The 25140-nt window shown below is 74.0% G+C and carries 19 protein-coding genes; 13 read left to right on the top strand and 6 right to left on the bottom strand.

Annotated elements, in window-relative coordinates; translation table 11 throughout:
• Window positions 1–149: 149 nt before the first annotated feature.
• From DSZ44_RS15765 to DSZ44_RS15730, 8 genes are all read left to right on the top strand, one after another.
• Window positions 150–1880, top strand: coding sequence for a glycerol-3-phosphate dehydrogenase/oxidase (locus tag DSZ44_RS15765; RefSeq protein ID WP_373681261.1), 1731 nt, complete (start codon window positions 150–152; stop codon window positions 1878–1880).
• 108 nt (window positions 1881–1988) lie between these two features.
• Window positions 1989–2693, top strand: coding sequence for an MIP/aquaporin family protein (locus DSZ44_RS15760; RefSeq protein ID WP_373681262.1), 705 nt, complete (start codon window positions 1989–1991; stop codon window positions 2691–2693).
• Between the two features lie 29 nt (window positions 2694–2722).
• A complete protein-coding gene (glpK, locus tag DSZ44_RS15755) occupies window positions 2723–4237 on the top strand; it encodes a glycerol kinase GlpK (protein WP_110853585.1) in 1515 nt (504 codons plus the stop codon).
• A 479-nt stretch (window positions 4238–4716) separates the two neighbouring features.
• Window positions 4717–5964, top strand: a complete 1248-nt coding sequence (locus DSZ44_RS15750; protein ID WP_110853584.1) for a peroxidase-related enzyme — start codon at window positions 4717–4719, stop codon at window positions 5962–5964.
• Complete coding sequence (locus tag DSZ44_RS15745) at window positions 5961–7064, top strand: ABC transporter substrate-binding protein (RefSeq protein ID WP_110853583.1); 1104 nt, start codon at window positions 5961–5963, stop codon at window positions 7062–7064. Before DSZ44_RS15750 ends, DSZ44_RS15745 begins: the two co-directional genes overlap by 4 nt.
• Window positions 7061–8176: a FecCD family ABC transporter permease gene (locus tag DSZ44_RS15740; RefSeq protein WP_258369609.1), complete on the top strand. Its 1116-nt coding sequence runs from the start codon at window positions 7061–7063 to the stop codon at window positions 8174–8176. Before DSZ44_RS15745 ends, DSZ44_RS15740 begins: the two co-directional genes overlap by 4 nt.
• Complete coding sequence (locus tag DSZ44_RS15735) at window positions 8173–9006, top strand: ABC transporter ATP-binding protein (RefSeq protein WP_258369608.1); 834 nt, start codon at window positions 8173–8175, stop codon at window positions 9004–9006. Before DSZ44_RS15740 ends, DSZ44_RS15735 begins: the two co-directional genes overlap by 4 nt.
• The gene (locus tag DSZ44_RS15730) at window positions 9003–11117 is read left to right on the top strand and encodes an FAD/NAD(P)-binding protein (RefSeq protein WP_110853582.1); all 2115 of its coding nucleotides are present in this window, start codon (window positions 9003–9005) and stop codon (window positions 11115–11117) included. The genes DSZ44_RS15735 and DSZ44_RS15730 overlap by 4 nt, the downstream gene beginning before the upstream one ends.
• A 103-nt stretch (window positions 11118–11220) precedes the next feature.
• On the opposite strand, the gene DSZ44_RS15725 is transcribed toward DSZ44_RS15730, so the two are convergent.
• The 3 genes from DSZ44_RS15725 to DSZ44_RS15715 all read right to left on the bottom strand — a co-directional run bounded on the left by DSZ44_RS15725 (window position 11221) and on the right by DSZ44_RS15715 (window position 13751).
• Window positions 11221–11625, bottom strand: coding sequence for a VOC family protein (locus DSZ44_RS15725; RefSeq protein ID WP_110853581.1), 405 nt, complete (start codon window positions 11623–11625; stop codon window positions 11221–11223).
• A 66-nt stretch (window positions 11626–11691) separates the two neighbouring features.
• Window positions 11692–13239: a PH domain-containing protein gene (locus DSZ44_RS15720; RefSeq protein ID WP_110853580.1), complete on the bottom strand. Its 1548-nt coding sequence runs from the start codon at window positions 13237–13239 to the stop codon at window positions 11692–11694.
• Window positions 13236–13751, bottom strand: a complete 516-nt coding sequence (locus tag DSZ44_RS15715; RefSeq protein ID WP_110853579.1) for a PH domain-containing protein — start codon at window positions 13749–13751, stop codon at window positions 13236–13238. Before DSZ44_RS15715 ends, DSZ44_RS15720 begins: the two co-directional genes overlap by 4 nt.
• A 153-nt stretch (window positions 13752–13904) precedes the next feature.
• On the opposite strand from DSZ44_RS15715, the gene DSZ44_RS15710 reads away from it, so the two are divergent.
• Both DSZ44_RS15710 and DSZ44_RS15705 read left to right on the top strand, forming a co-directional pair.
• Window positions 13905–14672, top strand: a complete 768-nt coding sequence (locus DSZ44_RS15710) for a histidine phosphatase family protein (protein ID WP_110853578.1) — start codon at window positions 13905–13907, stop codon at window positions 14670–14672.
• Window positions 14669–15541, top strand: coding sequence for an NAD(P)H-hydrate dehydratase (locus DSZ44_RS15705; RefSeq protein WP_110853577.1), 873 nt, complete (start codon window positions 14669–14671; stop codon window positions 15539–15541). The genes DSZ44_RS15710 and DSZ44_RS15705 overlap by 4 nt, the downstream gene beginning before the upstream one ends.
• A 63-nt stretch (window positions 15542–15604) precedes the next feature.
• Here the strand turns inward: DSZ44_RS15705 and DSZ44_RS15700 are convergent, their stop codons facing one another.
• Window positions 15605–18178, bottom strand: coding sequence for an MMPL family transporter (locus DSZ44_RS15700; RefSeq protein ID WP_110853576.1), 2574 nt, complete (start codon window positions 18176–18178; stop codon window positions 15605–15607).
• Between the two features lie 45 nt (window positions 18179–18223).
• Complete coding sequence (locus DSZ44_RS15695; protein ID WP_110853575.1) at window positions 18224–18835, bottom strand: TetR/AcrR family transcriptional regulator; 612 nt, start codon at window positions 18833–18835, stop codon at window positions 18224–18226.
• Between the two features lie 169 nt (window positions 18836–19004).
• Between DSZ44_RS15695 and DSZ44_RS15690 the strand changes: the two genes are divergently transcribed.
• Window positions 19005–19556, top strand: a complete 552-nt coding sequence (locus DSZ44_RS15690) for an AMIN-like domain-containing (lipo)protein (protein WP_110853574.1) — start codon at window positions 19005–19007, stop codon at window positions 19554–19556.
• Between the two features lie 266 nt (window positions 19557–19822).
• The gene (locus DSZ44_RS15685; RefSeq protein ID WP_110853573.1) at window positions 19823–22492 is read left to right on the top strand and encodes an HAD-IC family P-type ATPase; all 2670 of its coding nucleotides are present in this window, start codon (window positions 19823–19825) and stop codon (window positions 22490–22492) included.
• 2 nt (window positions 22493–22494) lie between these two features.
• Here the strand turns inward: DSZ44_RS15685 and DSZ44_RS15680 are convergent, their stop codons facing one another.
• Window positions 22495–23322 (bottom strand): PhzF family phenazine biosynthesis protein, encoded by an 828-nt coding sequence (locus DSZ44_RS15680; RefSeq protein ID WP_110853572.1) that lies wholly within the window; start codon window positions 23320–23322, stop codon window positions 22495–22497.
• A 50-nt stretch (window positions 23323–23372) separates the two neighbouring features.
• On the opposite strand from DSZ44_RS15680, the gene DSZ44_RS15675 reads away from it, so the two are divergent.
• Window positions 23373–25037, top strand: a complete 1665-nt coding sequence (locus DSZ44_RS15675) for a bifunctional 3'-5' exonuclease/DNA polymerase (RefSeq protein ID WP_110853571.1) — start codon at window positions 23373–23375, stop codon at window positions 25035–25037.
• The last annotated feature ends 103 nt before the right edge of the window (window positions 25038–25140 follow it).

Raw genomic sequence — 25140 nt, 5'->3', positions numbered from 1 at the left:
ACCCGCGCCGACTCACGAAACCTCCCTCGGCGCACCCCGTGAGGGCCTAGAGTGACGTACGGCACAGCCCGTCGGGGGCTCGCTTGCGGGGCACCCTGCGGGCGGGAAGCATGACGGGCAACGCCGACGCACGATCGAAGGGAATCCCTGTGGCATCGAGCACCCTGACCGCGGACACACGACTCTCGGCCCTCGCCGAGATGAGCGGGGACGAAGGCCTGGACGTCCTCGTCATCGGCGGCGGGGTGACGGGCGCGGGCATCGCCCTCGACGCCGCCACGCGCGGCCTGCGCACCGGCATCGTCGAGGCCCAGGACTGGTCCTCCGGCACCTCCAGCTGGTCGAGCAAGCTCGTCCACGGCGGCCTGCGCTACCTCCAGATGCTCGACTTCAGCCTGGTCCACGAGGCCCTCACCGAGCGCGACCTCCTCCTCAAGCACCTGGCACCCCACCTGGTGAAGCGGGTGCCCTTCCTCTACCCGCTCGAGCACCGGGTCTGGGAGCGCGCCTACGTCGGCGCCGGCATCGCGCTCTACGACACCCTCGCCGGGCTCGCCCCGGGCAAGCGCGCCATGCCGCTGCACCGCCACCGCAGCCGCTCGCGGATGGAGCAGCTCTTCCCCGACTTCCGCCACGACGCCGCCATCGGCGCCGTCCAGTACTGGGACGCGAGCGTCGACGACTCGCGGCTCGTCGCCACGCTCGTGCGCACCGCCGCCGCGTACGGGGCGCTGGCCGCGAACCGCACGCAGGTCGTCGGCCTGCACAAGGACGCCTCGGGACGCGTCGACGGGGCCCAGGTCAAGGACCTCGAGACCGGTGAGGTCCTCGACGTCAAGGCCCGCCACGTCATCAACGCCACCGGCGTGTGGACCGAGGAGACCGAGGAGCTGGCCGGCGACGACGGCGGCCTGCGTGTCCTGGCGTCCAAGGGGATCCACATCGTCGTGCCGCGTGAGCGGATCCGCGGCGACGTCGGCTTGATCCTCCAGACCGAGAAGAGCGTCCTGTTCATCATCCCGTGGTCGCGCTACTGGATCATCGGGACCACCGACACCCCCTACGAGCAGGACCTGCGCCACCCCGTGGCCACCAAGGCGGACATCGACTACGTCATCGAGCACGCCAACACGGTCCTCAGGACGCCCCTCACCCGGGAGGACGTCATCGGCACCTACGCCGGCCTGCGGCCCCTCCTGCAGCCCGGCACCAAGGAGGGCACGTCCTCGGCGAAGGTCTCCCGCGAGCACACCGTCGCCTCCCCCGCCCCCGGTCTCACCGTCATCGCCGGCGGCAAGCTCACCACCTACCGGGTCATGGCCAAGGACGCCGTCGACTTCGCCCTCGGGGACGAGGCCGGGCGGCTGCCCTCGATCACCGAGCGCATCCCGCTGCTCGGCGCCGTGGGCCTGCAGGCCGTGCGCCGCCGCGCCCAGCGCCACGCCTCGCGCTTCGGCTGGTCCTCGGCCATGGTCGACCACCTCCTGCACCGCTACGGCTCGATGCTCGAGGAGCTCGTGACGATGGTCGAGGAGCAGCCCGACCTCGGCCGGCCCCTCGAGCACGCCCCCGCGTACCTGCGCGTCGAGGTCGCCTACGCCGCCGCGCGCGAGGGCGTCCTCCACCTGGAGGACGTCATGGTGCGCCGCACCCGCCTCGTCTACGAGGTACGGGACAGCGGCCTCGCCGCCGTCCCCGAGATCGTCGACGTCGTCGCCCCGGTCCTCGGCTGGGACGAGGAGCGCCGGCAGGCGGAGATCGACGCCTACACCGCCCGCTGCGAGGCCGAGCGCGCCGCGGCGGAGGCGCCCGACGACGAGGCCGGCGAGCGTGCGCGCCAGCAGGCCCCGGACATCGTGCCGATGGTGCCGCTGAAGTAACCCCATACCCCTGGCGTCGCACTGCCGCGCCGTCAGGTACTTCCCTGTGAAAGAGAGGACAACGTGGACTTCTCCCTGATCTTCCTGCCCGAGGTGCTGGGGACGGCGATGCTCACCCTGCTGGGTTGCGGCGTCGTCGCCAACCACCTCCTGGCCGGGACCAAGGGCAACGGCGGCGGCTGGTTGCTCATCAACTTCGGGTGGGGCCTGGCGGTCTTCGCCGGCGTCTTCGTCGCCTACTCCACCGGCGCCCACATCAACCCTGCCGTCACGGTGGGGCTGTGGGCCACCGGCGAGCCCTTCTTCCCCGGCAACGAGGACCTCGGGCTGCCCGTCATCGAGGCGAGCCTGGGCAACGCGCTCGTCTACTTCGGCGCGCAGATCCTCGGCGCCTTCCTCGGCGCCGTCGTCATGTGGGTCGCCTACAAGCAGCACTTCGACCGCGAGCTCCCTGCCCCGGCGAAGCTCGGCGTCTTCTCCACCGGCCCCGAGATCCGCAGCTACGGCTGGAACACCGTCACCGAGATCATCGGCACCTTCGTCCTCGTGTTCGTCATCGTCGCCTTCGGCTACACGCCGTCCGGGCTCGGTCCGCTGGCCGTGGCCCTCCTCGTCGTCGGCATCGGCGCCAGCCTCGGTGGTCCCACCGGCTACGCCATCAACCCCGCCCGTGACCTCGGCCCGCGCATCGCCCACGCGATCCTCCCGATCCGCGGAAAGGGCCCCAGCGACTGGGGCTACTCGTGGGTGCCGATCGTCGGCCCCCTCATCGGTGGCGCCCTCGGCGGCTTCGCCGCCGCCAACCTCCTCTGACCGCCGTCCCGGCACACGAAAGGACCGACATGGCTGACTACGTCCTCGCCATCGACCAAGGCACCACGAGCTCGCGCGCGATCGTCTTCGACCACGCGGGCACCATCCACTCCACCGGCCAGATGGAGCACGAGCAGATCCTGCCCCGCGCCGGCTGGGTGGAGCACGACCCCGTCGAGATCTGGCGCAACGTCCGGGAGGTCGTGGGCCTGGCACTCACGCGCGGCAACCTCACCCACCGCGACATCGCCGCCGTCGGCATCACCAACCAGCGCGAGACCACCGTCGTGTGGGAGAAGAGCACGGGCAAGCCCGTCCACAACGCGATCGTCTGGCAGGACACCCGCACCCAGAAGATCGTCGAGGAGCTCGGCGGCAGCGAGGGCGCGGAGAAGTACAAGAGGAAGGTCGGCCTGCCGCTGGCCACCTACTTCGCCGGGCCCAAGGTCAAGTGGATCCTCGACAACGTCGACGGCGCCCGGGAGAAGGCGGAGGCCGGCGAGCTGCTCTTCGGCACCACCGACTCCTGGGTGCTGTGGAACATGACCGGCGGGCCCGAGGGCGGCGTGCACGTCACCGACGTCACCAACGCCTCGCGCACGATGCTCATGAACATCGACTCCCTCACGTGGAACGAGGAGATCGCGGCGGACATGGGCATCCCGATGTCCATGCTCCCCGAGATCCGCTCCTCCTCCGAGGTCTACGGCAAGGGCCGGGAGGGCGGGATGGTGCCCGGCGTGCCGATCGCGGGCATCCTCGGTGACCAGCAGGCCGCGACCTTCGGCCAGGCCGCCTTCGAGGTCGGCGCCGCGAAGAACACCTACGGCACCGGCAACTTCTTGCTCCTCAACACCGGCACCGAGCTCGTCCACAGCGAGAACGGGCTGCTCACCACGGTGGGCTACAAGATCGGCGACCAGCCGCAGGTGTACTGCCTCGAGGGCTCGATCGCCGTCACGGGCTCGCTGGTCCAGTGGCTGCGCGACAACCTCGGGATCATCAAGAGCGCCCCGGAGATCGAGAAGCTCGCCGAGACCGTCGACGACAACGGCGGCGCCTACTTCGTGCCGGCGTTCTCCGGGCTCTTCGCCCCGTACTGGCGGGCCGACGCGCGCGGGGCGCTGGTCGGGCTCACCCGGTACGTCAACAAGGGCCACATCGCCCGGGCCGTGCTCGAGGCGACGGCGTACCAGTCGCGTGAGGTGGTCGACGCGATGAACGCCGACTCCGGCGTGGACCTCACCGAGCTCAAGGTCGACGGCGGCATGGTCGCCAACGAGGCGCTCATGCAGTTCCAGGCCGACATCCTCGGCGTCGACGTCGTGCGGCCCAAGGTCACCGAGACGACGGCGCTCGGCGCCGCCTACGCGGCCGGCATCGCCGTGGGCTTCTGGAACGGTGAGCAGGACGTCGTCGACAACTGGGGTGAGGACAAGCGCTGGACCCCGTCGATGGACGAGGCCGAGCGTGAGCGCCTCTACCGCAACTGGAAGAAGGCCGTGACGAAGACCTTCGACTGGGTCGACGAGGACGTCGACTGACCCGACGCACACCCGACGGGGCCACTGCCGCAGCCGGCAGTGGCCCCGTCGTCGTCACCGGCGCGGGCCACGGGCCGGACACCGCGGCGGCGTCCGTCCCACGGGCTGGGACGGACGCCGGCAGGTGGTTGGATCTTCAACCAGCGAGGCGTAGCGTCGTCGACGTCGGGGGCACGCTCGCGTGCCCGAACGATCGCGGCGCCCGCCGCGAGCTGGGAGGACCATGATGAGCATGCACACGAGTGTGGGGACGCGTCTCGCGCCGAGCACCACCCTGTGCATGTGCATGCGCGCCTCGGCGTGCATGTGTTGTTGTCCCGCCTGAGGCGTTGATCCCGCGGGCCGCTGAGCCCGCCGCCGCCCACCCCCGCCGGCCGTCCCGGCGCTGACCTCCCTTCCTCGTCGTGCCGTCGCACGCGGGACGCGGGAGCTCACCCTCACCACTGCGGCGCTGCCGCGTACCCAGTCCTGGAGCACCCATGACCGCCACCGCCCACCGCCCGCCCACCGCCCGCGAGGACCTCGTCGGCGTCCTCGCGGAGCTCGACCCGGCCACCGCCGAGGCACGCCTCGCCAAGCCCGAGGTCATCGAGCACACCCAGCGCGCCCACGACCACCTCTTCACCGACCCCGGCCGTCTGTCCCCGGCGCTGCGTCGGGCGCTGGCCGCGCGCGTCGCCGAGCAGCACGGCGCGCCGGGACTGGCGCAGGAGCACCACCGGCACGACCCCGTCGACCTCACCGTCGCCACGGCCGACGAGTCCGTCGCCGCCCTCGTGCGCCACGCGGACCTGCTCTCCCTCGCCCCCGCGCTCGTCACCCCGCAGGACGTCGCCGCGCTCACCGCCGTCGGCCTCGACGCGGACGGCATCGTCCTGCTCTCCCAGGTCGTCGCCGTCACCGCCTACGAGGCCCGCCTCGTCACCGGGCTGCGACTGCTCGCCGGCCACGACGATGGCGCCACCCCCGCCCCGGCGGCAGACCTGCCCGCGCGCGGGAAGTACGCCCCCGACGTCGCCCCGAACGGGCTGCCCGTGCCCCGCGTCTACACCCGCGAGCTGCTCGGCTGGCTGCCCTGGGTCGAGCCGATCCCCGCGGAGGAGCTGACCGACGAGCACCGCGCCGCCTTCGCCGGCAAGAGCGACGGCTCCTACTTCCGTCTCCTCGCCCGCGAGACCGGCGTGCTGGCCGCCCGCACGCAGATCGACCACGCCGTCTTCCTCACCCGCGTGGGACTGCCGCGGGCCGAGCGCGAGCTCGCCGCCGCCGTGACGAGCAAGGTCAACGACTGCCTCTTCTGCGCCTCCGTCCACGCCCGGAAGGCCGCGCAGCTGAGCAAGCGCCCCGAGGACGTCGACCGCCTCCTCGCCGCCGACGTCCCCCGCGGACCGGGGTGGGCCCCGGCCGACCTGACCGCGCTGAGCGCCGGCCAGGACGAGCGCTGGGCGGCGGTCGTCGACCTCTCCGCCGCGCTGGCCGCCTCACCCTCCCGCGCCACCGCCGCGCACGTCACGCGGCTGCGGGAGCTCGGCCTCGAGCCGGTCGAGCTCGTCGACCTCGTCGCCTCGGTCGCCTTCTTCTCGTGGGCCAACCGCCTCATGCTCACCCTCGGCGAGCCCCACCTCCCCGCCGACACCCCACTTACCGCCGACAGCGCACTTGCCGCCGACAGCGCACTTGCCGCCGACAGCGCAGTTACCGACCCCACCACCGGAGAGACCCGATGACCCGCACCACCCGCACCGCCGCCGTCCTCGCCGCCTCCGCCCTCACGCTGGCGGCGTGCGGCCAGGTCGAGGTCGCCGACGGCGACGACGGCGACGACGGCGCGACCTCCGACGCCGCCACCACCGACGGGGCGAGCGAGATCACCGTCGTCGACGACCAGGACCGGGAGGTGACGATCGAGGGCCCGGTCGACCGCGCCGTCGTCGCCCTCTCCTACAACAACGAGTTCGTCGAGGCGATCGGCGCGGGCGACCGCGTCGTCGGCGTCGACCGCGGCACGGTCCAGCGCGCGCCCTACCTCGGGCTCACCGAGGAGGACGTCGTCGGGGAGAGCATCGGCGAGCTCAACTACGAGGCGATCGTCGCCCTCGACCCGGACGTCGCGATCATCCCCCGCAACGGCGCCTGGCAGGAGGCCTCGGAGCGGCTGGAGGAGTTCGACATCCCGGTCGTCGTCGTCACCTCCTGGGACGTCGACGTCTTCGAGGAGACGATCAGCATCCTCGGGGAGGTCTTCGAGGAGCCCGAGGGCGCCCAGGCCGTCAAGGACTTCCACGACGAGATCGTCACCTCCGTCGAGGAGAGCGTCGCGGGCCTCGAGCCGGTCCCGGTCTACTGGGAGACCGACCAGCCCTACATCACCGCGCTGCCCGGCTCGGGCTTCGACCAGGTCATCACCGGCGCCGGCGGCACCAACGTCTTCGGCGACATCACCGGCGGTGACGCCCAGCACGAGATCACGGTCGACCCGGCCGCCGTCGTCGAGCGCGACCCGGCCGTCGTCGTCCACGAGATGCCGCCGTCGGCCGACCCGTACCCGGCCGAGCAGGTCGACGAGATCGTCGCCGGCATCCCCGCACGGCCGGGCTGGTCCGGGATCAGCGCCGTCGAGAACGGTGAGGTCTACGTGACGAACGGGTGGGCGACGTCGGGGCTGGCCAAGGCGATCGCCACCGCCTACCTCGCCACCTGGCTGCACCCGGAGGAGACGGCCGACCTCGACCCGGCCGGTTACCTCGAGCGCTGGGCCACCGAGTTCCAGGGCGTCACCGACTACCCGGGCGAGGACGCCTACGTCAGCGTCGGCGGCACGCAGTGACCACCGACGCCCCCGCGCGCCCCGGCGCCCGCACCGCACCCGCCCCGGTCCAGCCCGCGTCCCAGCCCGGCGGGCTGCGGCGGGCGCTGGGCAACCACCGCCTGCTCGTGCTCGTCGTCGCCGCGGTGGTGACCGTCGCCGTCGTCGCGGGCTCGACGGCGGTGGGGACCTCGGGGGTGACCTTCGCCGACGCCATGCGCATCCTGTGGCTGCGCGTGGCCGGCGGGACGATCGACCCGGACTTCGCCCAGGCCTACGCGATCGTCGCCGACCTGCGCCTGCCGCGCGCCCTGCTCGCGCTGGCCGCCGGCGCGGCGCTGTCGGTGGCCGGCGCCGTCATGCAGGGACTGCTGCGCAACCCGCTCGTCAGCCCCTTCACCCTCGGGGTCTCCCCCGCGGCGGCCTTCGGCGCGTCGCTGGCGATCCTCCTGGGCGGCGGTGGGGTCGCCTCGTCCAACCCGCTCGTCATCCTCTCCGCGCTCGCCTGCGCCGGCCTGGTGACGATGCTCGTCCTCGGGCTCGCCTCCGCGCGCAAGATGGCCGTCGCGACGCTGCTGCTCCTCGGCATCGCCGTCACCCAGCTCTTCGAGGCGCTGACCGCCGGCCTGCAGTACGTGGCCAACGAGAACACCCTGCAGGCGATCGTCCGCTGGACCCTCGGGTCGGTCAACGACGCGTCGTGGACCGAGGTGCGGGTCATGGGCGCCGTCGTCGTCGTGCTCCTGCCGCTGCTCCTGTGGTTCGCCAAGGACATGAACGCCATCGCCTTCGCCGGCGACGACGCCGCCCGCTCCCTCGGCGTCAACGTCACCGTGGTCCGGGTGGGGCTCATCCTCGTGTCGGTGCTGCTCGCGTCCGTCGCGGTGTCCCTGTGCGGGGTGATCGGCTTCGTCGGGCTGGTCGGGCCGCACATCGCCCGGCTCATCATCGGCGCCAACCACCAGTACCTGCTGCCGATGTCGGCGCTGTCGGGCGGCGTGCTGCTCGTCGCGGCGGACACCATCGGCCGCACGGTCGTCGCGCCGTCGGTCGTGCCCGTGGGGATCGTCGTCGCGATGCTCGGCGCGCCCGTCTTCATCTACCTCATCATGACGCGGAGGGCCTCGAAGTGACTGCAGTCCAGGAACAGGCGACGACGGCGGGAGCGGCCACGGCACCGATCCCGGCGCTGAGCGTCCGTGACGTGGAGTTCGCCTACGGCAAGCACCAGGTGCTGCGCGGGATCGACCTCGACGTCGCGGCGGGCACGCTGTGCGCGCTGCTCGGGCCCAACGGCTCGGGCAAGTCGACGCTGACGAAGATCCTCGCCGGCGTGCTGCGGACCAGGCAGGGCGCGGTGCGGCTCGGGGACCGCGACCTGCTGGCGATGAAGCCGCGTGAGCGGGCCAAGGTCGTGGCCTACGTGCCGCAGTCCAGCGAGGTGCCCTTCGAGCTGACCGTCCGTGAGGCCGTGACGCTGGGCCGCACCCCGCACATGGGCATGCGGCCGAGCGCGCAGGACGTCGCGGTGGTCGAGGACGCGATCGCGCGGCTCGGCCTGGCCGAGCTCGCCGAGCGGCGGCTCTCGGACATGTCCGGCGGGCAGGCCCAGCGCGTGCTCATCGCCCGGGCCCTGGCGCAGCAGCCGCGGGTGCTCCTCCTCGACGAGCCGACCTCCGCCCTGGACCTTCGCTACCAGGTGGAGACGCTGCAGATCGTGCGGCAGGTGGCACGCGAGGAAGGGGTCGCGGCGCTCATCGCGATCCACGACCTCAACCACGCGGCGACCTTCTGCCAGCAGGTGGTGCTCCTCAGCGGCGGCCGTCTCGTGGCGGACGGTCCCGCGCCGGAGGCCTACGACGCCGAGCTGCTCGGTGAGGTCTACGGCCTGCCCGTCGAGGTCCTCCACGACGCCGGCCAGACCCAGGTCCGCCCCGTCCTGGCGAAGGACTCCCTCGCATGACCCGTCCCACCCCGACCCCCCTTCCCCCGACCCCCCTCCCCGCCGACAGCTCAGTTGTTACGGGCGCCCCCACTTTCGCCGACAGCTCAGTTGTTACTGACGGTGCCCTGAGCGCCGACGTCGTCATCGTCGGCGGGGGTCCGCGCGCGGCCTCCGTCGTCGAACGGCTCACGGCCCGAGGGACGCCCGAGCGGCCGGTGCGCGTCGTCGTCGTCGACCGCTTCGAGGTCGGTGCCGGTGCGACCTGGCGCACCGACCAGAGCCCGCAGCTCCTCAACAACACCTACAGCGCGCACACGACCATCTACCCCGACGACTCCACCCCGATGTCCGGACCGGTGACGACCGGGCCCGACCTCGTGCAGTGGGCGCGCGACGTCGTCGCCGGCGTCCCGCGCCCGACGGCGCCCGCGTCCGCCGGCTGGAGCGCAGGATCTCGCCCCGACTGGGTGGCCGAGGAGGCGGCGGCCGTCCAGCCCTGGTCCTACCCGACCCGACGTCTGCAGGGCGTGTACTTCCGCGAGCAGCTCGAGGCGATCCTCGCGCGCGGTGGTGTGGAGCTGACCGCAGTGGTGGGCACCGTCGTCGACATCGAGCCAGTAACAGCTGAGCTGTCGGCGGAAGAGGGGGCGCCCGCAACACGTGAGCTGTCGGCGGAAGAGGGGGCGCTGTCGGCGGGGAGTGAGAGTCGGCGCGTCGTGCGGCTCGCGGACGGGCGGGCGTTCTCCGCCGCCGCCGTCGTGCTCGCGCAGGGGATGGTCCAGGCCGAGCGGTCCCGGCAGACCGAGGAGCGCGTCGCGGCCGCGGAGGACCACGGGCTCGTCTACGTCGAGCCGGGCATGCCGGCCGAGCGGGACTGGGACGTCGTGCCGGGCGGGCAGGACGTCGTCGTCGCCGGGCTCGGCGCGAACTTCTTCGACGTCGTCGCCGTCCTCACCGCCGGCCGCGGCGGCCGCTTCGTCCCCGGCGACTCCCCCTTCGATCTCACCTACCTCCCCTCCGGACGCGAGCCGCGCCTGCTCGTCGGCTCGCGTCGCGGCCTGCCCTACCGATCGAAGTCCTGGTACGGCGCCTTGCCGCCCCGCTACACGCCGCGTCTCGCCACCCCCGAGTGGTTCGCCGCGGCCGCGACGGTCCCCGACCAGGACTTCGCGCGCGACGTGTGGCCCCAGCTCGCCCGCGAGTTCGTCGTCGCCCACCTCACCACCCTGGTCCGGCACCACCCCGCCACCGTTCCCTCCCTCACCGCCGACGACGGCGAGCTCCCCGCGGGCCTGCTCGCTCGCCTCGCCGCCGCGGACGTGAGCGAGCTCGACGGCCTCGTCCGTGACGTCGTCGTCGACCCCGCCCGCCACCTCGACGTCGAGCGCCTCGACCGGCCCGACGTCCGCCTCCCCTCGCCCGAGGCGTGGCGGGCGTGGACCGAGCGCTGGGTCGCCGCGGAGCACGAGTCGATCACCCGGCCGCTCGCCAGCCCGCGCGCGGAGGTCAACCGCGCGATGGCGGTGCTGCGCGGGCAGGTCGCCGGGCTCGTGCGCGCCGGGGCCATCCACCCGGCGTCGGCCGTCCGCGACGTCAACGGCTGGTTCGGCACGCTGGGCCTCGCGCTCGCGTCCGGCCCGCCGCCCGAGCGCACGGCCCAGCTGCTCGCCCTCGTGCGGGCCGGCGTCGTCGAGCTCCTCGGCGAGGGGCTGTCCGTCACCGTGGAACGCGGACGCTTCGTCGCCCGCACCCAGGTGATCGGGCGCGAGCACCGGGTGCGGGCCTTCGTCGAGACCCGCATGTCCAAGGGCCACGCCGACGTCACCGACGACCCGCTGCTGCGCTCGCTGCTCGACTCCGGCCGGGCCCGCCTGCACGCGCGCACCGGCCCGGACGGCACGGTGGCCGCGACGCGCACCCTGGACGTGACGCCCGAGGAGTTCCACCTCCTCGACGCCGCGGGCCGGCCCGACCCGCGCGTCGTCGTCATCGGCATCCCGGCCGGCGACGTCCAGCCCGGCTCGGCGATCGGTGCGACGCCGGGCGTGCCCTCCCCGCTCATCGCGGGGGCAGACCGCGCCGCGGCGCAGGTGCTCGCCCTCGTGCGCGAGGCGGTGCCGGTGGGCTGACCCGCCGCGGATCCCGCCACAACCGCCGGCGACACGCCAGTGTGCTCACGTCACAGCTCGGCGTGTCGCCCTTGCGGGCTCGGGGTTGTGGCGGGATCTCGCGCTAGAGGTCCCGTGGGCTGAGGACGCAGAACTCGTTGCCCTCCGGGTCGGCGAGGACGACCCACGAGACGTCCGGCCCCTGCCCCACGTCCACGCGCCGGGCACCGGCGTCGAGCAGCCGCTGCACCTCGGCCTCCTGGTCGTCGTCGGCCTCGGGGGCGAGGTCGATGTGGAGACGGTTCTTCACAGTCCTCCCCTCGGGCACGGGGACGAAGACCAGTCCCTGACCGCGCTCACGTGCCGGGACGCGCTCGGCGAACCCGTCCTCGACCATGTGCGGCGGGATGATGACCACCTCGTCGTCGGCCTCGTACACGGTGTGCCACCCGAGCACCTGCGCCCACCAGGCGGCGAGGGACCGCGGGTCCCGGCAGTCGACGACGACGCTGTACCAGCGCAGGGCCATGGCTCTCCTCCTCGAGGTCCCGGAGCCCGCAGTGTGTCACCGCGCGGCCGTCACGGGAAGGGCCGCTCAGGCCACCACCCGCTCGCCCGTCACCGTGGCCGCGAGCGCCGCGGCGTCACCGAGCGCCAGGTCCACCCCGACGTAGCCCTGCTCCCCCGCGGCGGTCGTCACCGTCAGGGTCGCCAGCCCGAGCAGCCGCTGGACGGGTGACTGGGCGACGTGCGCCCCGTTGATCCCGCGCACCTGGATCGCGTCGGTCCGGCGGCTGAACCACCCGCGCTGGAGGTAGAGGTACTCCCCGTCCAGCCGGTGGCCCAGCGCCCGGTAGTACCCGTGGCCCGCGGCCACCGCGACCGGGACGAGCGCCGCGGGCACGAGGAGCAGCCACGCGCTCCACCCGGCCCACCCGACGCCGGCACCGAGCGCCGCCGCGAGCACCGCCGTCGCCAGCAGGCACCGCACGACCGCCCGACGGCGGGCGACCGGCGGGTGGGCGAGCAGCGGTCCGCTCGCCGGGGTGACGGCGTCGTCCAGCACCCTGGCACCGAGCAGGACGTTGGCCACGCGGACGGCGACGTCACGGGTGGTGGCGGGCAGCATCGAGGAGCTCTCGCTCATCATCTGCGCCAGGCTCACGCCGGTCATCACCGGGGAGAGGCGGGCACCGCCGAGCAGCCGGGTGAGCAGCGGCCGGGAGACGGTGACGCCGCGCAGCCGCTCCTGGTCGGCGGTGAAGGAGCGGGTGGTGAGCAGGCCGCGGGTGGCGAGGAAGCGGCCACCGGGCTCGCGCACGAGGCGGTAGCCCCACCACGCCTCGGCGAAGGTCACCGCCCCCGCCCCGAGGCCGAGGAGGACGACGAGCACGAGCGAGGTCGCGGCCCACGCGCCCCACGGCACCCGGTCGACCACGCTCGTCGCCTGCTCCCCGATCCACTCCTCGCGGCCGAACAGGGAGGCGAAGCCGTAGACGGTGCCGATGACGGACATCGGCCCGGCGACGAGCCACAGACCGAACATCTGGTAGACGACCCAGCCCCAGCGCAGCGTCTGGACCTCCTCGCCGCCGGCCCCCTCCATGCGCGGGTCCACGGTGGAGGCGACGTCCTGCTCGCTGCGGCGCAGCAGCTCGGCGCGCAGCCGCAGCGCCGTGGCGCGCGGCAGCCCGTCGAGGGCCACGGTCCCCTCGCTGGTGAAGGCGTTGCCGCCCGTGCCCACCCGGAGCACGGACAGCCCGAACAGGCGGTTGCTCAGCGGTGCGGTGATGTCGACGGTGCGGATGCGGTGCAGGGCGATGCGGTTGCTGCGGCGCACGAGCAGCCCGGTCGTGTGCTGCAGCTCCTCCCCGGTGAGCCGGTAGCGGACCTTGAGGTAGTTGAGCGCCTGGTTCAGCGGGTTGAGCACCGCGAGGACGGCGAGGGCGATGACGGTGTACCGGGCGGCGTCGTTGTCGGTGTTGAAGAACCACCAGCCGACGGCGGCAGGGACGAGCCGCACGAGCATGCGCAGGAGCGCGGCCGGGACGATCCGCAGGCTGAGCCGCTGCCACGGGACGGCGCCCTCGTCGTCGGGGCCGCCGTCGTCGGCGACGTGCTCGTCGGCGACGACCCCCGTCATGTCGCGTCCCCCCTGGTGCGGGCGACGGCGTCGGTGAGCTGGGTGACGAGCTCCTCGGCGACGTCGGCCCGCAGCCCCTGGATCTCGACGGCGCCCTGGGCGGACCCCGTCGTCACCGAGACGGCGGCCAGCCCGAGCGCCCGGTGCAGGAGGTTGCGCCTGGCCTCGACCGTCTGCACGCGCGAGAGCGGCGCGATCCGCCACTCCCGGCCCAGCCACCCGGTCCGCGAGTAGACGGCGGTGCCGGTCGCCTCCCACCGGTGGGTGCGGTACCGCAGCCACGGCGCCAGGACGACGCCGGGGAGCAGCAGCGCGGTGAGCACACCGGCCGCGACGAGCAGCCACGTCCGTCCGCCCTCCCACAGCGCGGCGGGGACGAGGGTGAGGACCCAGACCAGAACCAGCGTGATCGCGCGCGCGAGGAGCCAGTAGGTCCGTGCCCGCGGGGCGACGCGGTGCCGGGGTGGGCGCGGTGCACCGTCGTCGGCGGCGGGGGTGGTGGGTTCGGGCACAGGGGCTCCTTGGTGTGCGGGGGTCGGCCACCAGACTAGGGAAGAACCGGTGCCGCCCCATCAGCCGCGAGGCCAGGACCGGGTCCTCCTCGAGGCTCGGCCGCGCGCCACCACGGCGAGCGGGCGGTGGGCGGCTCGGTTACGTTGCCGCCCATGGGTGCTACCGAGCTGATACTCGTCCGCCACGGGGAGAGCCTGGGGAACGTCGCCGCCGCGGAGGCACGGCAGTCCGGTGCCGAGGTCATCGACGTCCCGGCCAGGGACGCCGACGTCGACCTCTCCCCCACCGGTGTGGAGCAGGCGCAGGCGCTGGGCCGGTGGCTGCGCGAGCGGCCCGGGGCGGAGCGCCCCGACGCCGTGTGGTCCTCCCCGTTCCGTCGCGCGCACGACACGGCGCGCACGGCGCTGGACGTCGCCGGCCTCGACCTGCCGGTGCGTCTGGACGAGCGGCTGCGCGACCGGGACCTCGGCATCACCGACACCCTGACCGACGCCGGGGTCCGCAACCGCTACCCGGAGGAGGCCGAGCGCCGCGAGTGGCTCGGGAAGTTCTACTACCGCCCCTCGGGCGGGGAGTCGTGGGCCGACATCGCGCTGCGCGTGCGCTCGGTGCTCGCCGACCTCGAGCGTCAGCGCCGCCACCGCCGGGTGCTCATCACCTGCCACGACGCCGTGCTCCTCGTCTTCCGCTACGTCTGCGAGGGGATGGACGAGGCGACCGTGCTCGACGTCGGTCGCACGAGCACGGTGCGCAACGCCGCGGTCACCCGGCTCGTGCGCGAGGAGGACGCGGACACCTGGACGCTCGCCGAGTTCAACGCCGCCGACCACCTCCGCGACCGGGGCGTGCCGGTGACCGCCCAGCACTCGCCGTCGGACGAGCAGGTGCCCTCCGAGCACGGCGCGGGGGACGCCCGGTGACGGACCTGCCGGCGCTCACGCCCGGCACCCTGCGGGAGTGGCCCCTGCCCGAGCCCGGGCAGGGCAAGTACGCGCGGGGCGCCGTCGTCGTCGTCGGCGGGTCCGCCGGCTCGCCCGGTGCGGTCCTGCTGTCCGGGCTCGCGGCCCTGCGTGTGGGCGCCGGGAAGCTCTCGCTCGCCGTCGCCGCCTCGGTCGCGCCGGCCCTCGCCGTCGCCGTCCCGGAGGCGGGGGTGACCTCCCTCGAGGAGGACGACGACGGCGCGCTCACCGGTGGCGGGCTCGGCCCCCTGGAGCGCAAGCTGGGCCGTGCGTCCGCGGTGCTCGTGGGCCCGGGCCTGAGCGACCCGGACAGCACCGTCACCCTCCTCGCCGGGGTGCTCGAGCGGGTGGACGGCGACGTGCCCCTGGTCCTCGACGCGTTCGCCGTCGGGGTGCTGCCGCGTCTGCCCGGCCTCGCCCCGTCCCTGCACGGCCGGCTGGTGCTCACGCCGAACGCCGACGAGATCGCCCACCTCCTCGACGTCGACGGCGTCGCCGACGACGACCTCCCGGCAGCCGTGCGCGCCGTCGCCGAGCGCTACGGCGCCGCGGTGACCTGCGGGGACGTCGTCGCCGCGGACGGGCGGCTGCGGCGCAAGGTGGCGGGCAACCGCGGGCTCGGCACCTCGGGCAGCGGCGACGTCCTCGCCGGCGCCGTCGCCGGGCTGCTCGCCCGCGGGGCCGGCCCGGGGCAGGCCGCCGCCTGGGGCACCCACCTGCACTCCGCGGCCGGGGACCGGCTCGCGGGCACGGTGGGCGACGTCGGCTACCTCGCCCGGGAGCTCCTCGGCGTGCTGCCCACCGTGCTCGGCGAGCTCGGCGGGACCTGACACACGCACAAGGGTGCGGGCCCCGCCTCGGCGGGACCCGCACCCTCGGCGGCGGGCGGGGACCTAGACGGTCTCGCGCTCCTCGGCGACCACCTGACGCTCGAGCTTGGCGCCCTCGACGTCGACGTTCGGCAGGATCTTGTCGAGCCAGCGCGGCAGCCACCACGCCTTCTCCCCGAGCAGGCTGAGCACGGCCGGGGTCAGCGTCATCCGCACGAGGAAGGCGTCGACGAGCACGCCGAAGGCCAGGCCGAAGCCGATCGGCCGGATCATCGCGAGGTGGGCGAAGATGAAGCCGCCGAAGACGGAGATCATGATGATCGCCGCGGCCGTGACCACCCGCGCGCTCTGGTTGAAGCCGCGCACGACGGAGACGCGCGCGTCGGCCCCGTGGACGTGCGCCTCGCGCATCCCCGAGACGAGGAACACCTGGTAGTCCATCGCCAGGCCGAAGAGCACCCCGATGAGGAGCACCGGCAGGAAGCTGAGGATGGGCCCCGCCTCGTTGACCCCGAACAGGTCGGAGAGGAACCCGAGCTGGTACACCCCGACGACGGCGCCGAAGGAGGCGACGACCGTGAGGAGGAAGCCCACCGAGGCGAGCAGCGGCACCCAGATCGAGCGGAACACGAGGAGCAGCAGGACGAGCGAGAGCCCGACGACGACGAGCAGGTAGAGCGGCAGCGCGTCGGCCAGCTGGTCGGAGATGTCGATGTTCGCCACGGTCTGCCCGGTGAAGCCCATCTGGACGCCGTGCGCGGCACCGAGCTCGTCCTCGCTGTCCAGGAGCGTGTTGACCAGCGCGACCGTGGACTCCTCCGACGGGCCGTCGGCCGGCATGACCTGGAAGGCGAGGGTGTCGCCGTCCTCGCTCGTCCCGAAGGGCACGACGTACTGGACGCCGTCGACGGCGAGGAGGTCCTCGGCGATGTCGAGCTGGGTCGCGGTGAGGGCGGCCTCGTCCTGCGTCGGCTCCTCCAGGGTGGCGACGCCGATGATGGGGCCGTTGGCGCCCGCCCCGAAGTTGTCCCGGATGAGGTCGTAGGTGCGGTAGGCGGTCGAGTCGGCCGCCTCCTGGCTGCCGTCGGGCAGCCCCAGGCGCAGCTGGGTGGTGGGGATCGCGAGCAGCCCGGTGATGGCGACGACGCCGATGATCGCGAGCCACGGGTGCTGCTGGACCTTGTAGGCCCAGCCGCGGGAGTCGGCGCCGTTCTTGCGCGCCAGGCGCGTGCGCTGCTTGGCCGGCAGCACCCGCTCCCCGAGGAAGGACAGCAGTGCCGGGGTGAGCGTGACCGACGCGAGGACGGCGACGACGACGGTGCCCGCCGCGACGTAGCCCATGACGCCGAGGAAGGGGATGCCGGTGAGGCCGAGCGCGGCGAGCGCGATGACGACCGTCGCGCCGGCGAAGGTGACGGCGTTGCCGGCGGTGCCGGTGGCGAGGGCGATCGAGTCGCGCACGCTCATGCCGTCGGCCAGCTGCATGCGGTGGCGGTTGAGGATGAACAGGGAGTAGTCGATGCCCACGGCCATGCCGAGCATGAGGGCCAGGGCCGGGGTCACGCTCGTCATCTCCACGACGCCGCTGAGCGCCAGCGAGGCGCCGACACCGACGCCCACACCCACGAGCGCGGTGAGCAGCGGCAGACCCGCGGCGAGCAGGGACCCGAGCAGGACGAGGAGGACGACGACTGCGACGACGACACCCACGACCTCGGCCGGGCCGAGGATGGAGGAGATGTCGGAGACGATCTCGGCGCTGTAGTTCACCTCGACGCCCTCGTCGGCGAGCGTGTCACCGATCTCCTGGACCTCCGCGGTGACCTCGGGGTCGAGCTGCCCACCCGCGGACTCGAACTGCACCTGCGTCATGGCGACGGTGCCGTTCTCGGAGACCTGGCGCAGGCCGTCGGTGAGCTCGGCGAGCCGCTCGCCCTGGTCGAGCTGGGTCTCCCCGGCGGCGATCTCCGCCTCGGCGGCGGCGAGCTCCTCCTCACCGGCCTCGAGCTCGGCGCGGCTGGCGGCGAGCTGCTCCTCCCCGGCGGCCAGCTCGGCCTCGGCTGCGGCGAGCTCCTGCTCGGCCCCGGCGGCCATAGCCGGCGGCATCATGTCGATCGAGGCCTCGAGCTCGGCGCGCTGGGCCTCCAGCTGCTCCCGGCCCGCGGCGAGCTCGGCCTCGGCGGCCTCGAGCTGCTCGCGTCCCGCCTCGAGCTCGGCGCGGCCCGCCTCGAGCTGCTCCCGCCCCGCGGCGAGCTCGGCGCGGCCGGCCTCGATCTCCTCGAGGCTGCCGTCGAGCTGCTCCTGCGTGGCGAAGGGGTCGGTGGCCCCGACGACGCCGTCCAGCGCGCTCCACCGCTCGGTGACGTCGGCGACGGCGGCGCGCTGCTCGTCGGTGAAGCCGTCCTCCACGGAGAAGGTCACGGTCCCGATGCCCGCGGCGGCCTCCGGGATCTCCTCCTGGAGGTCGTCGAGCACCACCTGGAAGCGGCTGCCGGGGATGCTGAACTCGTCGCTCAGCGGCTCACTGAGCGTGGCGGCGCCGGTCGCGGCGAGCGCGATGACGACGAGCCACGTGACGACGGTCGCCCAGCGGTGCTGGGCGCTCCATCGTCCGAGGCGGTGCAGGAGTGAGGCCACGAGGGGTTCCTTCCGGAGAGTGGTGGTGCCGTGAGAGAAGTGACGTCAGGACGTGGGCCGGCGCCATCCGGCGTCGGCGTGCGTGAGGACCTGCTCGAGGGTGGTGTTGAAGGCGGCGACGGCGTCGTGCGGGTCGCGGCCGACGGCGGTCGGCAGCCAGGCTCGCTGGACCGTCTCGAACAGCGCCATGACGGCTGCGGCGAGGGAACGGACCCGCAGGTCGTCCTCGTCGCCGAGGCGGTCGCGGAGGACGTCGACGAGCCAGTCCTCGTGGTGCTGCCAGACCCGCAGCTGGAGCTCGCGGCCGCGCAGCGAGCTGCCCGGTGTCGTGGGGAGCCAGCCGAGGAGGATCTCCGCCCCGAGCGGCTCTTCGCGCAGGGCGGCGAGGATCGCGACGAGCGGCTCCTCCTCGGCGGGACGACGGCGCAGCGCGTCGGCCATCCGCTCGAGCGGCTCGGCCAGGCCGGCCGCGACCACCGCCTCGATGCCGGAGAAGTAGTTGAAGAAGGTCCGCCGGGAGACGCCGGCGCGGTCGGCGATGTCCTCGGCCGTCACGTCCTCGAGCCCACGTTCACGGGCCAGCTCGCGAGCGGCGTCCACGAGGGCCAGGCGGGTGCGCGCCTTGTTGACCTCGCGGCGACCGGTCGATTCGGACATACGACCGAGTGTCTGTCGTTGGTGCACTGCGTGCAAGTTTGCCCGCTGTGCAGTGGCACACACGCTGCCCGTTCGGCTCTTCCGCCGGCCCTCCGCCGGGAGTAGGTTGCGCGCCACCACGCGAGCAGCACGCTGCCGCCCGCGGTCACTCCCTGGAAAGGGGATCGCGATGAAGCGCTTGACCAGGCTCCTCCTCGGACTCGTCCTCGGGTTCGCACTCGTCCTCCCGATGGGTGCCTCAGCACAGGCCGCCCCCTACTGCGGCATCACGTGGGGCTCGCTCGCCAAGGCGCAGAGCCCCGGCTCGTCCCTCACGTCGATCACGAACGTCCGCGCGGGCGAGCACTCCTGCTACGACCGCATGGTCATCGACGTCCGCGGTGACGTGCGCGGCTACTCGGTGCGCTACGTCGACCAGGTGTACGCCGAGGGCAGCGGGGCCCGCGTCCCGCTGCGCGGCGGCGCCAGGCTCGAGGTCGTGGCGCACGCCCCGACCTACAACCCCGTGACGGGGCGCAGCACCTACACCCCGTCGAATCGCAAGGAGCTGCGCAACGTCAGCGGCTACTCGACCTTCCGCCAGATCGCCTTCGGCGGGAGCTTCGAGGGCCAGACGACGATCGGGCTGGGCGTGCGGGCCCGGCTGCCCTTCCGGGTGTTCGTCCTCGACGGCCCGGGCTCCGGCTCGCGGCTCGTCATCGACGTCGCCCACCGCTGGTAGGGCCCGACGGCGGGTGGCCGGTCACGTCGGCCGGTCACCCGCCGTCCGCGCGCCCCCTCCCCGCCGACACGCGCACCCTCTCCTCGCCGACACGGCGCACCCCCTCCCCGCCGACAGCTGAGTTGTTGCACCGGAGGGCGCCACCGGCCGGCCGGCGGCAGCCTCGACCCCCCGGGAGCAGACCAGCACCACAGGGCCCAGGCGGACGGCGCGACCGGGGACGAGAATGGGACCGGCCGTACCGCCTCGCCGATGCGACAGGGACCATGACGCCACCCACCGAAGCCGCTCCCGCCCACGCCCACGCCCACGCCCGCGCCGCCGTCGACGTCCTCACCGAGCTCGCCACCGGCGACCAGGGGCTGAGCAGCGCGGAGGCCGCCGCCCGCCTCGCGCGGCACGGCCCCAACCGGCTGCCCGACCCGGAGCGGGAGTCCGCGCTGCGGCGGCTGCTGCGCCAGTTCCGCGACCCGATGATCTACGTCCTCATCGCCGCCGCCGTGCTCACCGCGGTGCTCGGTGAGTGGGTCGACACGATCGTCATCGCCGCCGTCGTCCTCACCAACGCCGTCATCGGCTACGTCCAGGAGGGCAAGGCGGAGGACGCCCTCGAGGGCATCCGTCAGATGCTCTCGCTGGACGCGCAGGTGCGGCGCGACGGCGCGTGGCAGACCGTCCCCGCCGAGGACCTCGTCCCCGGCGACCTCGTGCGCCTGTCCTCCGGGGACAGGGTGCCCGCCGACGTCCGGCTCAGCCGCGCGAGCGCGCTGCGCATCGAGGAGTCGGCGCTCACCGGCGAGTCCGTGCCGGTGGACAAGGGCACCGACCCGGTCGCCGCGGACGCGGGGGTCGGGGACCGGACGTCGATGGCCTTCTCGGGCACCGTCGTCGCCGCGGGCTCGGGCACCGGCGTCGTCACGGCCACCGGCCAGGACACCGAGATCGGCCACATCACGACGATGCTCGAGGAGGTCGAGTCCCTCGAGACGCCGCTGACCCGCCAGATGAACGCCTTCGGGCGCGCGTTGTCGCTCGTCGTCGTCGTCCTCGCCGTCGTGATGTTCGGGCTGGGCGCGCTGCTGTACGACTACACGCTCGGTGAGCTCACCCTCGCGGCCATCGGTTTCGCGGTCGCCGCGATCCCCGAGGGCCTGCCCGCCGTCCTCACCATCACCCTCGCCCTGGGTGTGCAGACGATGGCGCGCCGCAACGCGATCACCCGGCGGATGAGCTCGGTGGAGACCCTCGGCTCGGTCACCGTCATCTGCACCGACAAGACCGGCACGCTCACCCGCAACGAGATGACGGTGCGCACCGTCGTCACGCCCGCCGGCCGCGTCGACGTCACCGGCACCGGGTACGCGCCCGAGGGCGAGATCCTCCCGGCCGGCACGACGACGGCGCAGCACGTCCTCGCCCTCGCGGAGGTGGCGGCGCGGGCCAACGACTCGACCGTCTCCCGGCGCGGTGAGGCGTGGGTGCTGTCCGGTGAGCCGACCGACGGCGGGCTGCGCACCTTCGCGCTCAAGGCCGGCGTGCGCGGCGACGACGACGCCCGGGTCGACGCCGTCCCCTTCGACTCCGCCTACAAGTACATGGCCACCCTGGACCGCACCGCGCACGGGACGGTCGTCCACCTCAAGGGCGCCCCGGACCGGCTGCTGGACCGCTGCGACTCCCAGGGCACTGGTCCGGACGACACCGCACCGCTGGACCGGGCGTTCTGGGAGGCGCAGATCGACGAGCTCGGCGCCCGCGGGCTGCGGGTGCTGGCCGCCGCGGCCCGCCGCGCCGACGACGGCGCCACCTCGGTGAGCACCGAGGACGTCGACGCAGGAGGCTTCGTCCTCCTCGGCCTCTACGGCATCATCGACCCGCCCCGCGAGGAGGCCGTCGCCGCGATCCGCGCCTGCCGGCAGGCGGGCATCCGCGTCAAGATGATCACCGGCGACCACGCCGGCACCGCCACCGCCATCGCGCGGGAGATGGGGATCGGGGAGTCGACCGTCACCGGTGCCGAGCTCGAGACCGCCACCGACGAGGAGCTGCGCACCCTCGCGACGGAGCACGACGTCTTCGCCCGCACCAGCCCCGAGCACAAGCTCCGCCTGGTCCAGGCACTGCAGGCGAACGGCGAGGTCGTGTCGATGACCGGCGACGGCGTCAACGACGCGCCGTCGCTCAAGCGCGCCGACGTCGGGGTTGCCATGGGGATCAAGGGCACGGAGGCCACGAAGGAGGCGGCCGACGTCGTCCTCGCCGACGACAACTTCGCCTCGATCGAGTCGGCCGTCGAGATGGGCCGCACGATCTACGACAACCTCCGCAAGGCGATCGTCTTCATCCTGCCGACCAACGGCGCGCAGGGGCTGGTCATCCTCGTCGCCGTCCTCCTCGGGCTCACGCTGCCGCTCACGCCGGTCCAGGTGCTGTGGGTCAACACGATCACCGCGGTCACCCTCGCGCTCGCGCTGGCCTTCGAGCCGTCAGAGCCGGACATCATGCGCCGCCCGCCGCGCACGCCGGGCGGCTCGATCCTGCCCCGCTCGGGGCTGCTGCGGATCGGCTACGTCTCCGTGCTCATCGGTGGCGCGACGATCGCGGTCTTCCTCCTCGGCCAGGAGGCCGGGCGCGGTGTGGCGGAGTCGCGGACGGTCGCGGTCAACACCCTCGTCGTCGCCCAGATCTGCTACCTCTTCGCGAGCCGCTTCAGCCGCACGTCCAGCCTGCGCCGCGAGCTCCTCACGACCAACCCGGTCTCCTGGGTGTGCGTCGCGGTCATGCTCGCCCTGCAGCTGCTCTTCGTCTACGCGCCCTTCATGCACACGGCCTTCGGCTCCACCGCGGTGGGGCTGACGGACTGGCTGGTGCCGCTGGGCGTCGGGGTGGTGGTGTTCGCCGTCGTCGAGGTGGACAAGGCGCTGCGGCGCCGCTGAGCTCAGAGCGCGACGGTGCCGGCGATCGCCGTCGTCGTCCGTCCGCCCACCCACAGCCGGCCGTCGGCCTCGGTGACGTGGACACGGCCGGCGCGGCCGAGCGCGGTGCCCTGCGCGGCGACGTACGGGGCGCTGACCACGCCGGTGTCGGTGAGCCACTGGGCGAGGCCGGCGTTGAGGCTTCCGGTGACCGGGTCCTCGGAGAAGTCGGTCCCGAAGGCGCGGACCTCGACGGCGGTCCCCTCGCTGCCGGGGGTGGCGACGACGCCGAGGTGCAGGTCACCGAGGTCCGCGAAGCGCGGCCGCACGGCGAGGACGGCCTCCCGCGAGCGCAGCCGCAGGCCGAGCCACGGCGGGCCGTTGTCGAGCCAGGAGGCGTCCACGACGTCGGCCGGCTCCAGCCCCAGAGCGTCGACGGCGCGGGCGAGAGTGGCGTCGTCGGGCGCCTCGTAGCGGCGCAGCGCCGGCGCGGCGAAGGACCAGCGGCCGCCCGACTCCCGCAGCTCGACGAGCCCCACCCCGCACTCCTGGACGAGCCGGCCCTCCGCCGCCGGGGTGCTGCCCGCGGCGAGCCACGCGTGCGCGGACCCGAGCGTCGGGTGGCCGGCGAAGGGCAGCTCGGTGCCCGGCGTGAAGATCCGCACCCGGTAGTCGGCGGCGGGGTCGGTCGGCGGGAGGAGGAAGGTCGTCTCCGAGAGGTTCGTCCACGCCGCGACGCGCTGCATCCGCTCGGTGGACAGCCCCTCGCCATCGACGACGACGGCGACCGGGTTGCCCTCGTAGGGCTCGGCCCCGAACACGTCCACCTGGAGGAATCGCCGCTGCAGCATGCCCGCACCCTACGGCGCCCGGTGTGGGTACGCCGCCGTAGGCTCAGGGAGTGGAGATCGTCGTGGCCGAGGAGACCGGCGGGGTCCGGCTCACCGTCCTCGACGACGGCGCCGCCCCGGCCGTGTCCGTCGTGCCCGTCGCCGAGCTGGCCGCCCGGGTGCGCGAGCTCGACGCCGCCTCACGCCCCCGGTGGGTGTGGGCCGACACGGCGACCACCTACGGCCGCCTGCTGCGCGCGGGCGCGCGGGTGGAGCGCTGCTTCGACCTGCGCCTGTGCCGCAAGATCCTGCGCCGCGCTGTCGGTGCGCCCCCGCCGTCGGACCTGTGGGACGACGTCGAGGAGCGCGAGGACCGGCACGACGCCCCGCCCACGCTCTTCGAGTCCCTCACCCTGCCCGCCGAGGAGGTCCTCGCCGAGCGGCTGCGCCAGCGCGAGGCCGTGGCGGCGAGCCGCGAGCCCGGGCGCCTCGCCGCCCTCCTCGCCGCCGAGTCCGCCGGTGCGCTGCTCGCCGCGGAGATGCGCCACGACGGCCTGCCGTGGGACCGCACGGTCCACGACCAGCTGCTCACCGAGGTGCTCGGCGCTCGCCCGCCGCTCGGTGCGCGGCCGCCGGTGCTCGAGGCCCTCGCCGAGGACGTCCGCGGCGCACTGGACGCGCCACGGCTCAACCCGGACTCCGGCCAGGCACTCCTCCGGGCACTGCACAGCGCGGGGATCTCCGTGCAGACCACCCGCAAGTGGGAGCTCGAGCAGGTCGACCACCCCGTCGTCGCGCCGCTGCTGGAGTACAAGAAGCTGGCGCGGCTGCACAGCGCCAACGGCTGGGCGTGGGCCGACGAGTGGGTGCGGCCCGGCCCCGCGGGCGCCGGCCGCGAGCGCTTCCACCCCGACTACGTCCCCGGCGGCGTGGTGACCGGCCGGTGGGCCACCCGGGGCGGCGGTGCGCTGCAGCTGCCCAAGCAGGTGCGCGGCGCCGTCGTCGCCGACCCGGGCTGGACGCTCGTCGTCGCCGACGTCGCCCAGCTCGAGCCGCGCGTCCTCGCCGCGATGGCCCGGGACGAGGCGATGGCCCGCGCCGCCCACGGCCAGGACCTGTACCAGGGGCTGGTGGACCAGGGCGTCATCGACACCCGCGCCCACGCCAAGGTCGCCATGCTCGGCGCGCTGTACGGCGCGACCAGCGGGGCGGCCGGAGACCTCGCGCCCCGGCTGCTGCGCGCCTTCCCGCGGGCCACCTCCGTCGTCGAGGGCGCGGCCATGCGCGGGGAGGTCGGTGGCACCGTCCGCACCTGGCTGGGCCGCACCTCCCCGCCGCCTCCACCGGCGTGGACGGCGGTCCAGGACAAGCAGCACGAGCGCGACGCCACCGACGACGACCGCCGTCGCGCCCGCCGCCTGGCCCGCGACTGGGGCCGCTTCACCCGCAACTTCGTCGTCCAGGGCACCGCAGCGGAGTGGGCGCTGTGCTGGCTCGCCGACCTGCGCGCGCGGCTCCGCGCGCTCGGCGGCGACGGCGGGGCGGGCCACAGCCCTCACCTCGTGTTCTTCCTCCACGACGAGGTCATCGTCCACACCCCCGTCGCCCTGGCCGAGGACGTCGCCGCCGCGGTCCGCGAGTCCGCCGCCGGCGCCGGCCGGCTCCTCTTCGGCGAGTTCCCGGTCGACTTCCCCCTCGACGTCTCCGTCGTGGACACCTACGCCGACGCCGAGTAACAACTCACCTCTCGGCGCCCAGAGTCCCCCCTCCCGCCGCACGCCCCACCCCCATCGCCGAGAGCCGGATCCCGCCGCACGGCCGCACGCCCCCACCCCTATC

The sequence above is a fragment of the Georgenia satyanarayanai genome (genome assembly GCF_900116375.1).
Lineage (GTDB): Bacteria > Actinomycetota > Actinomycetes > Actinomycetales > Actinomycetaceae > Oceanitalea > Oceanitalea nanhaiensis.
The sequence above is the reverse complement of the archived record's forward strand: the minus strand, read 5'-3'. Positions and strand labels throughout refer to the sequence as shown.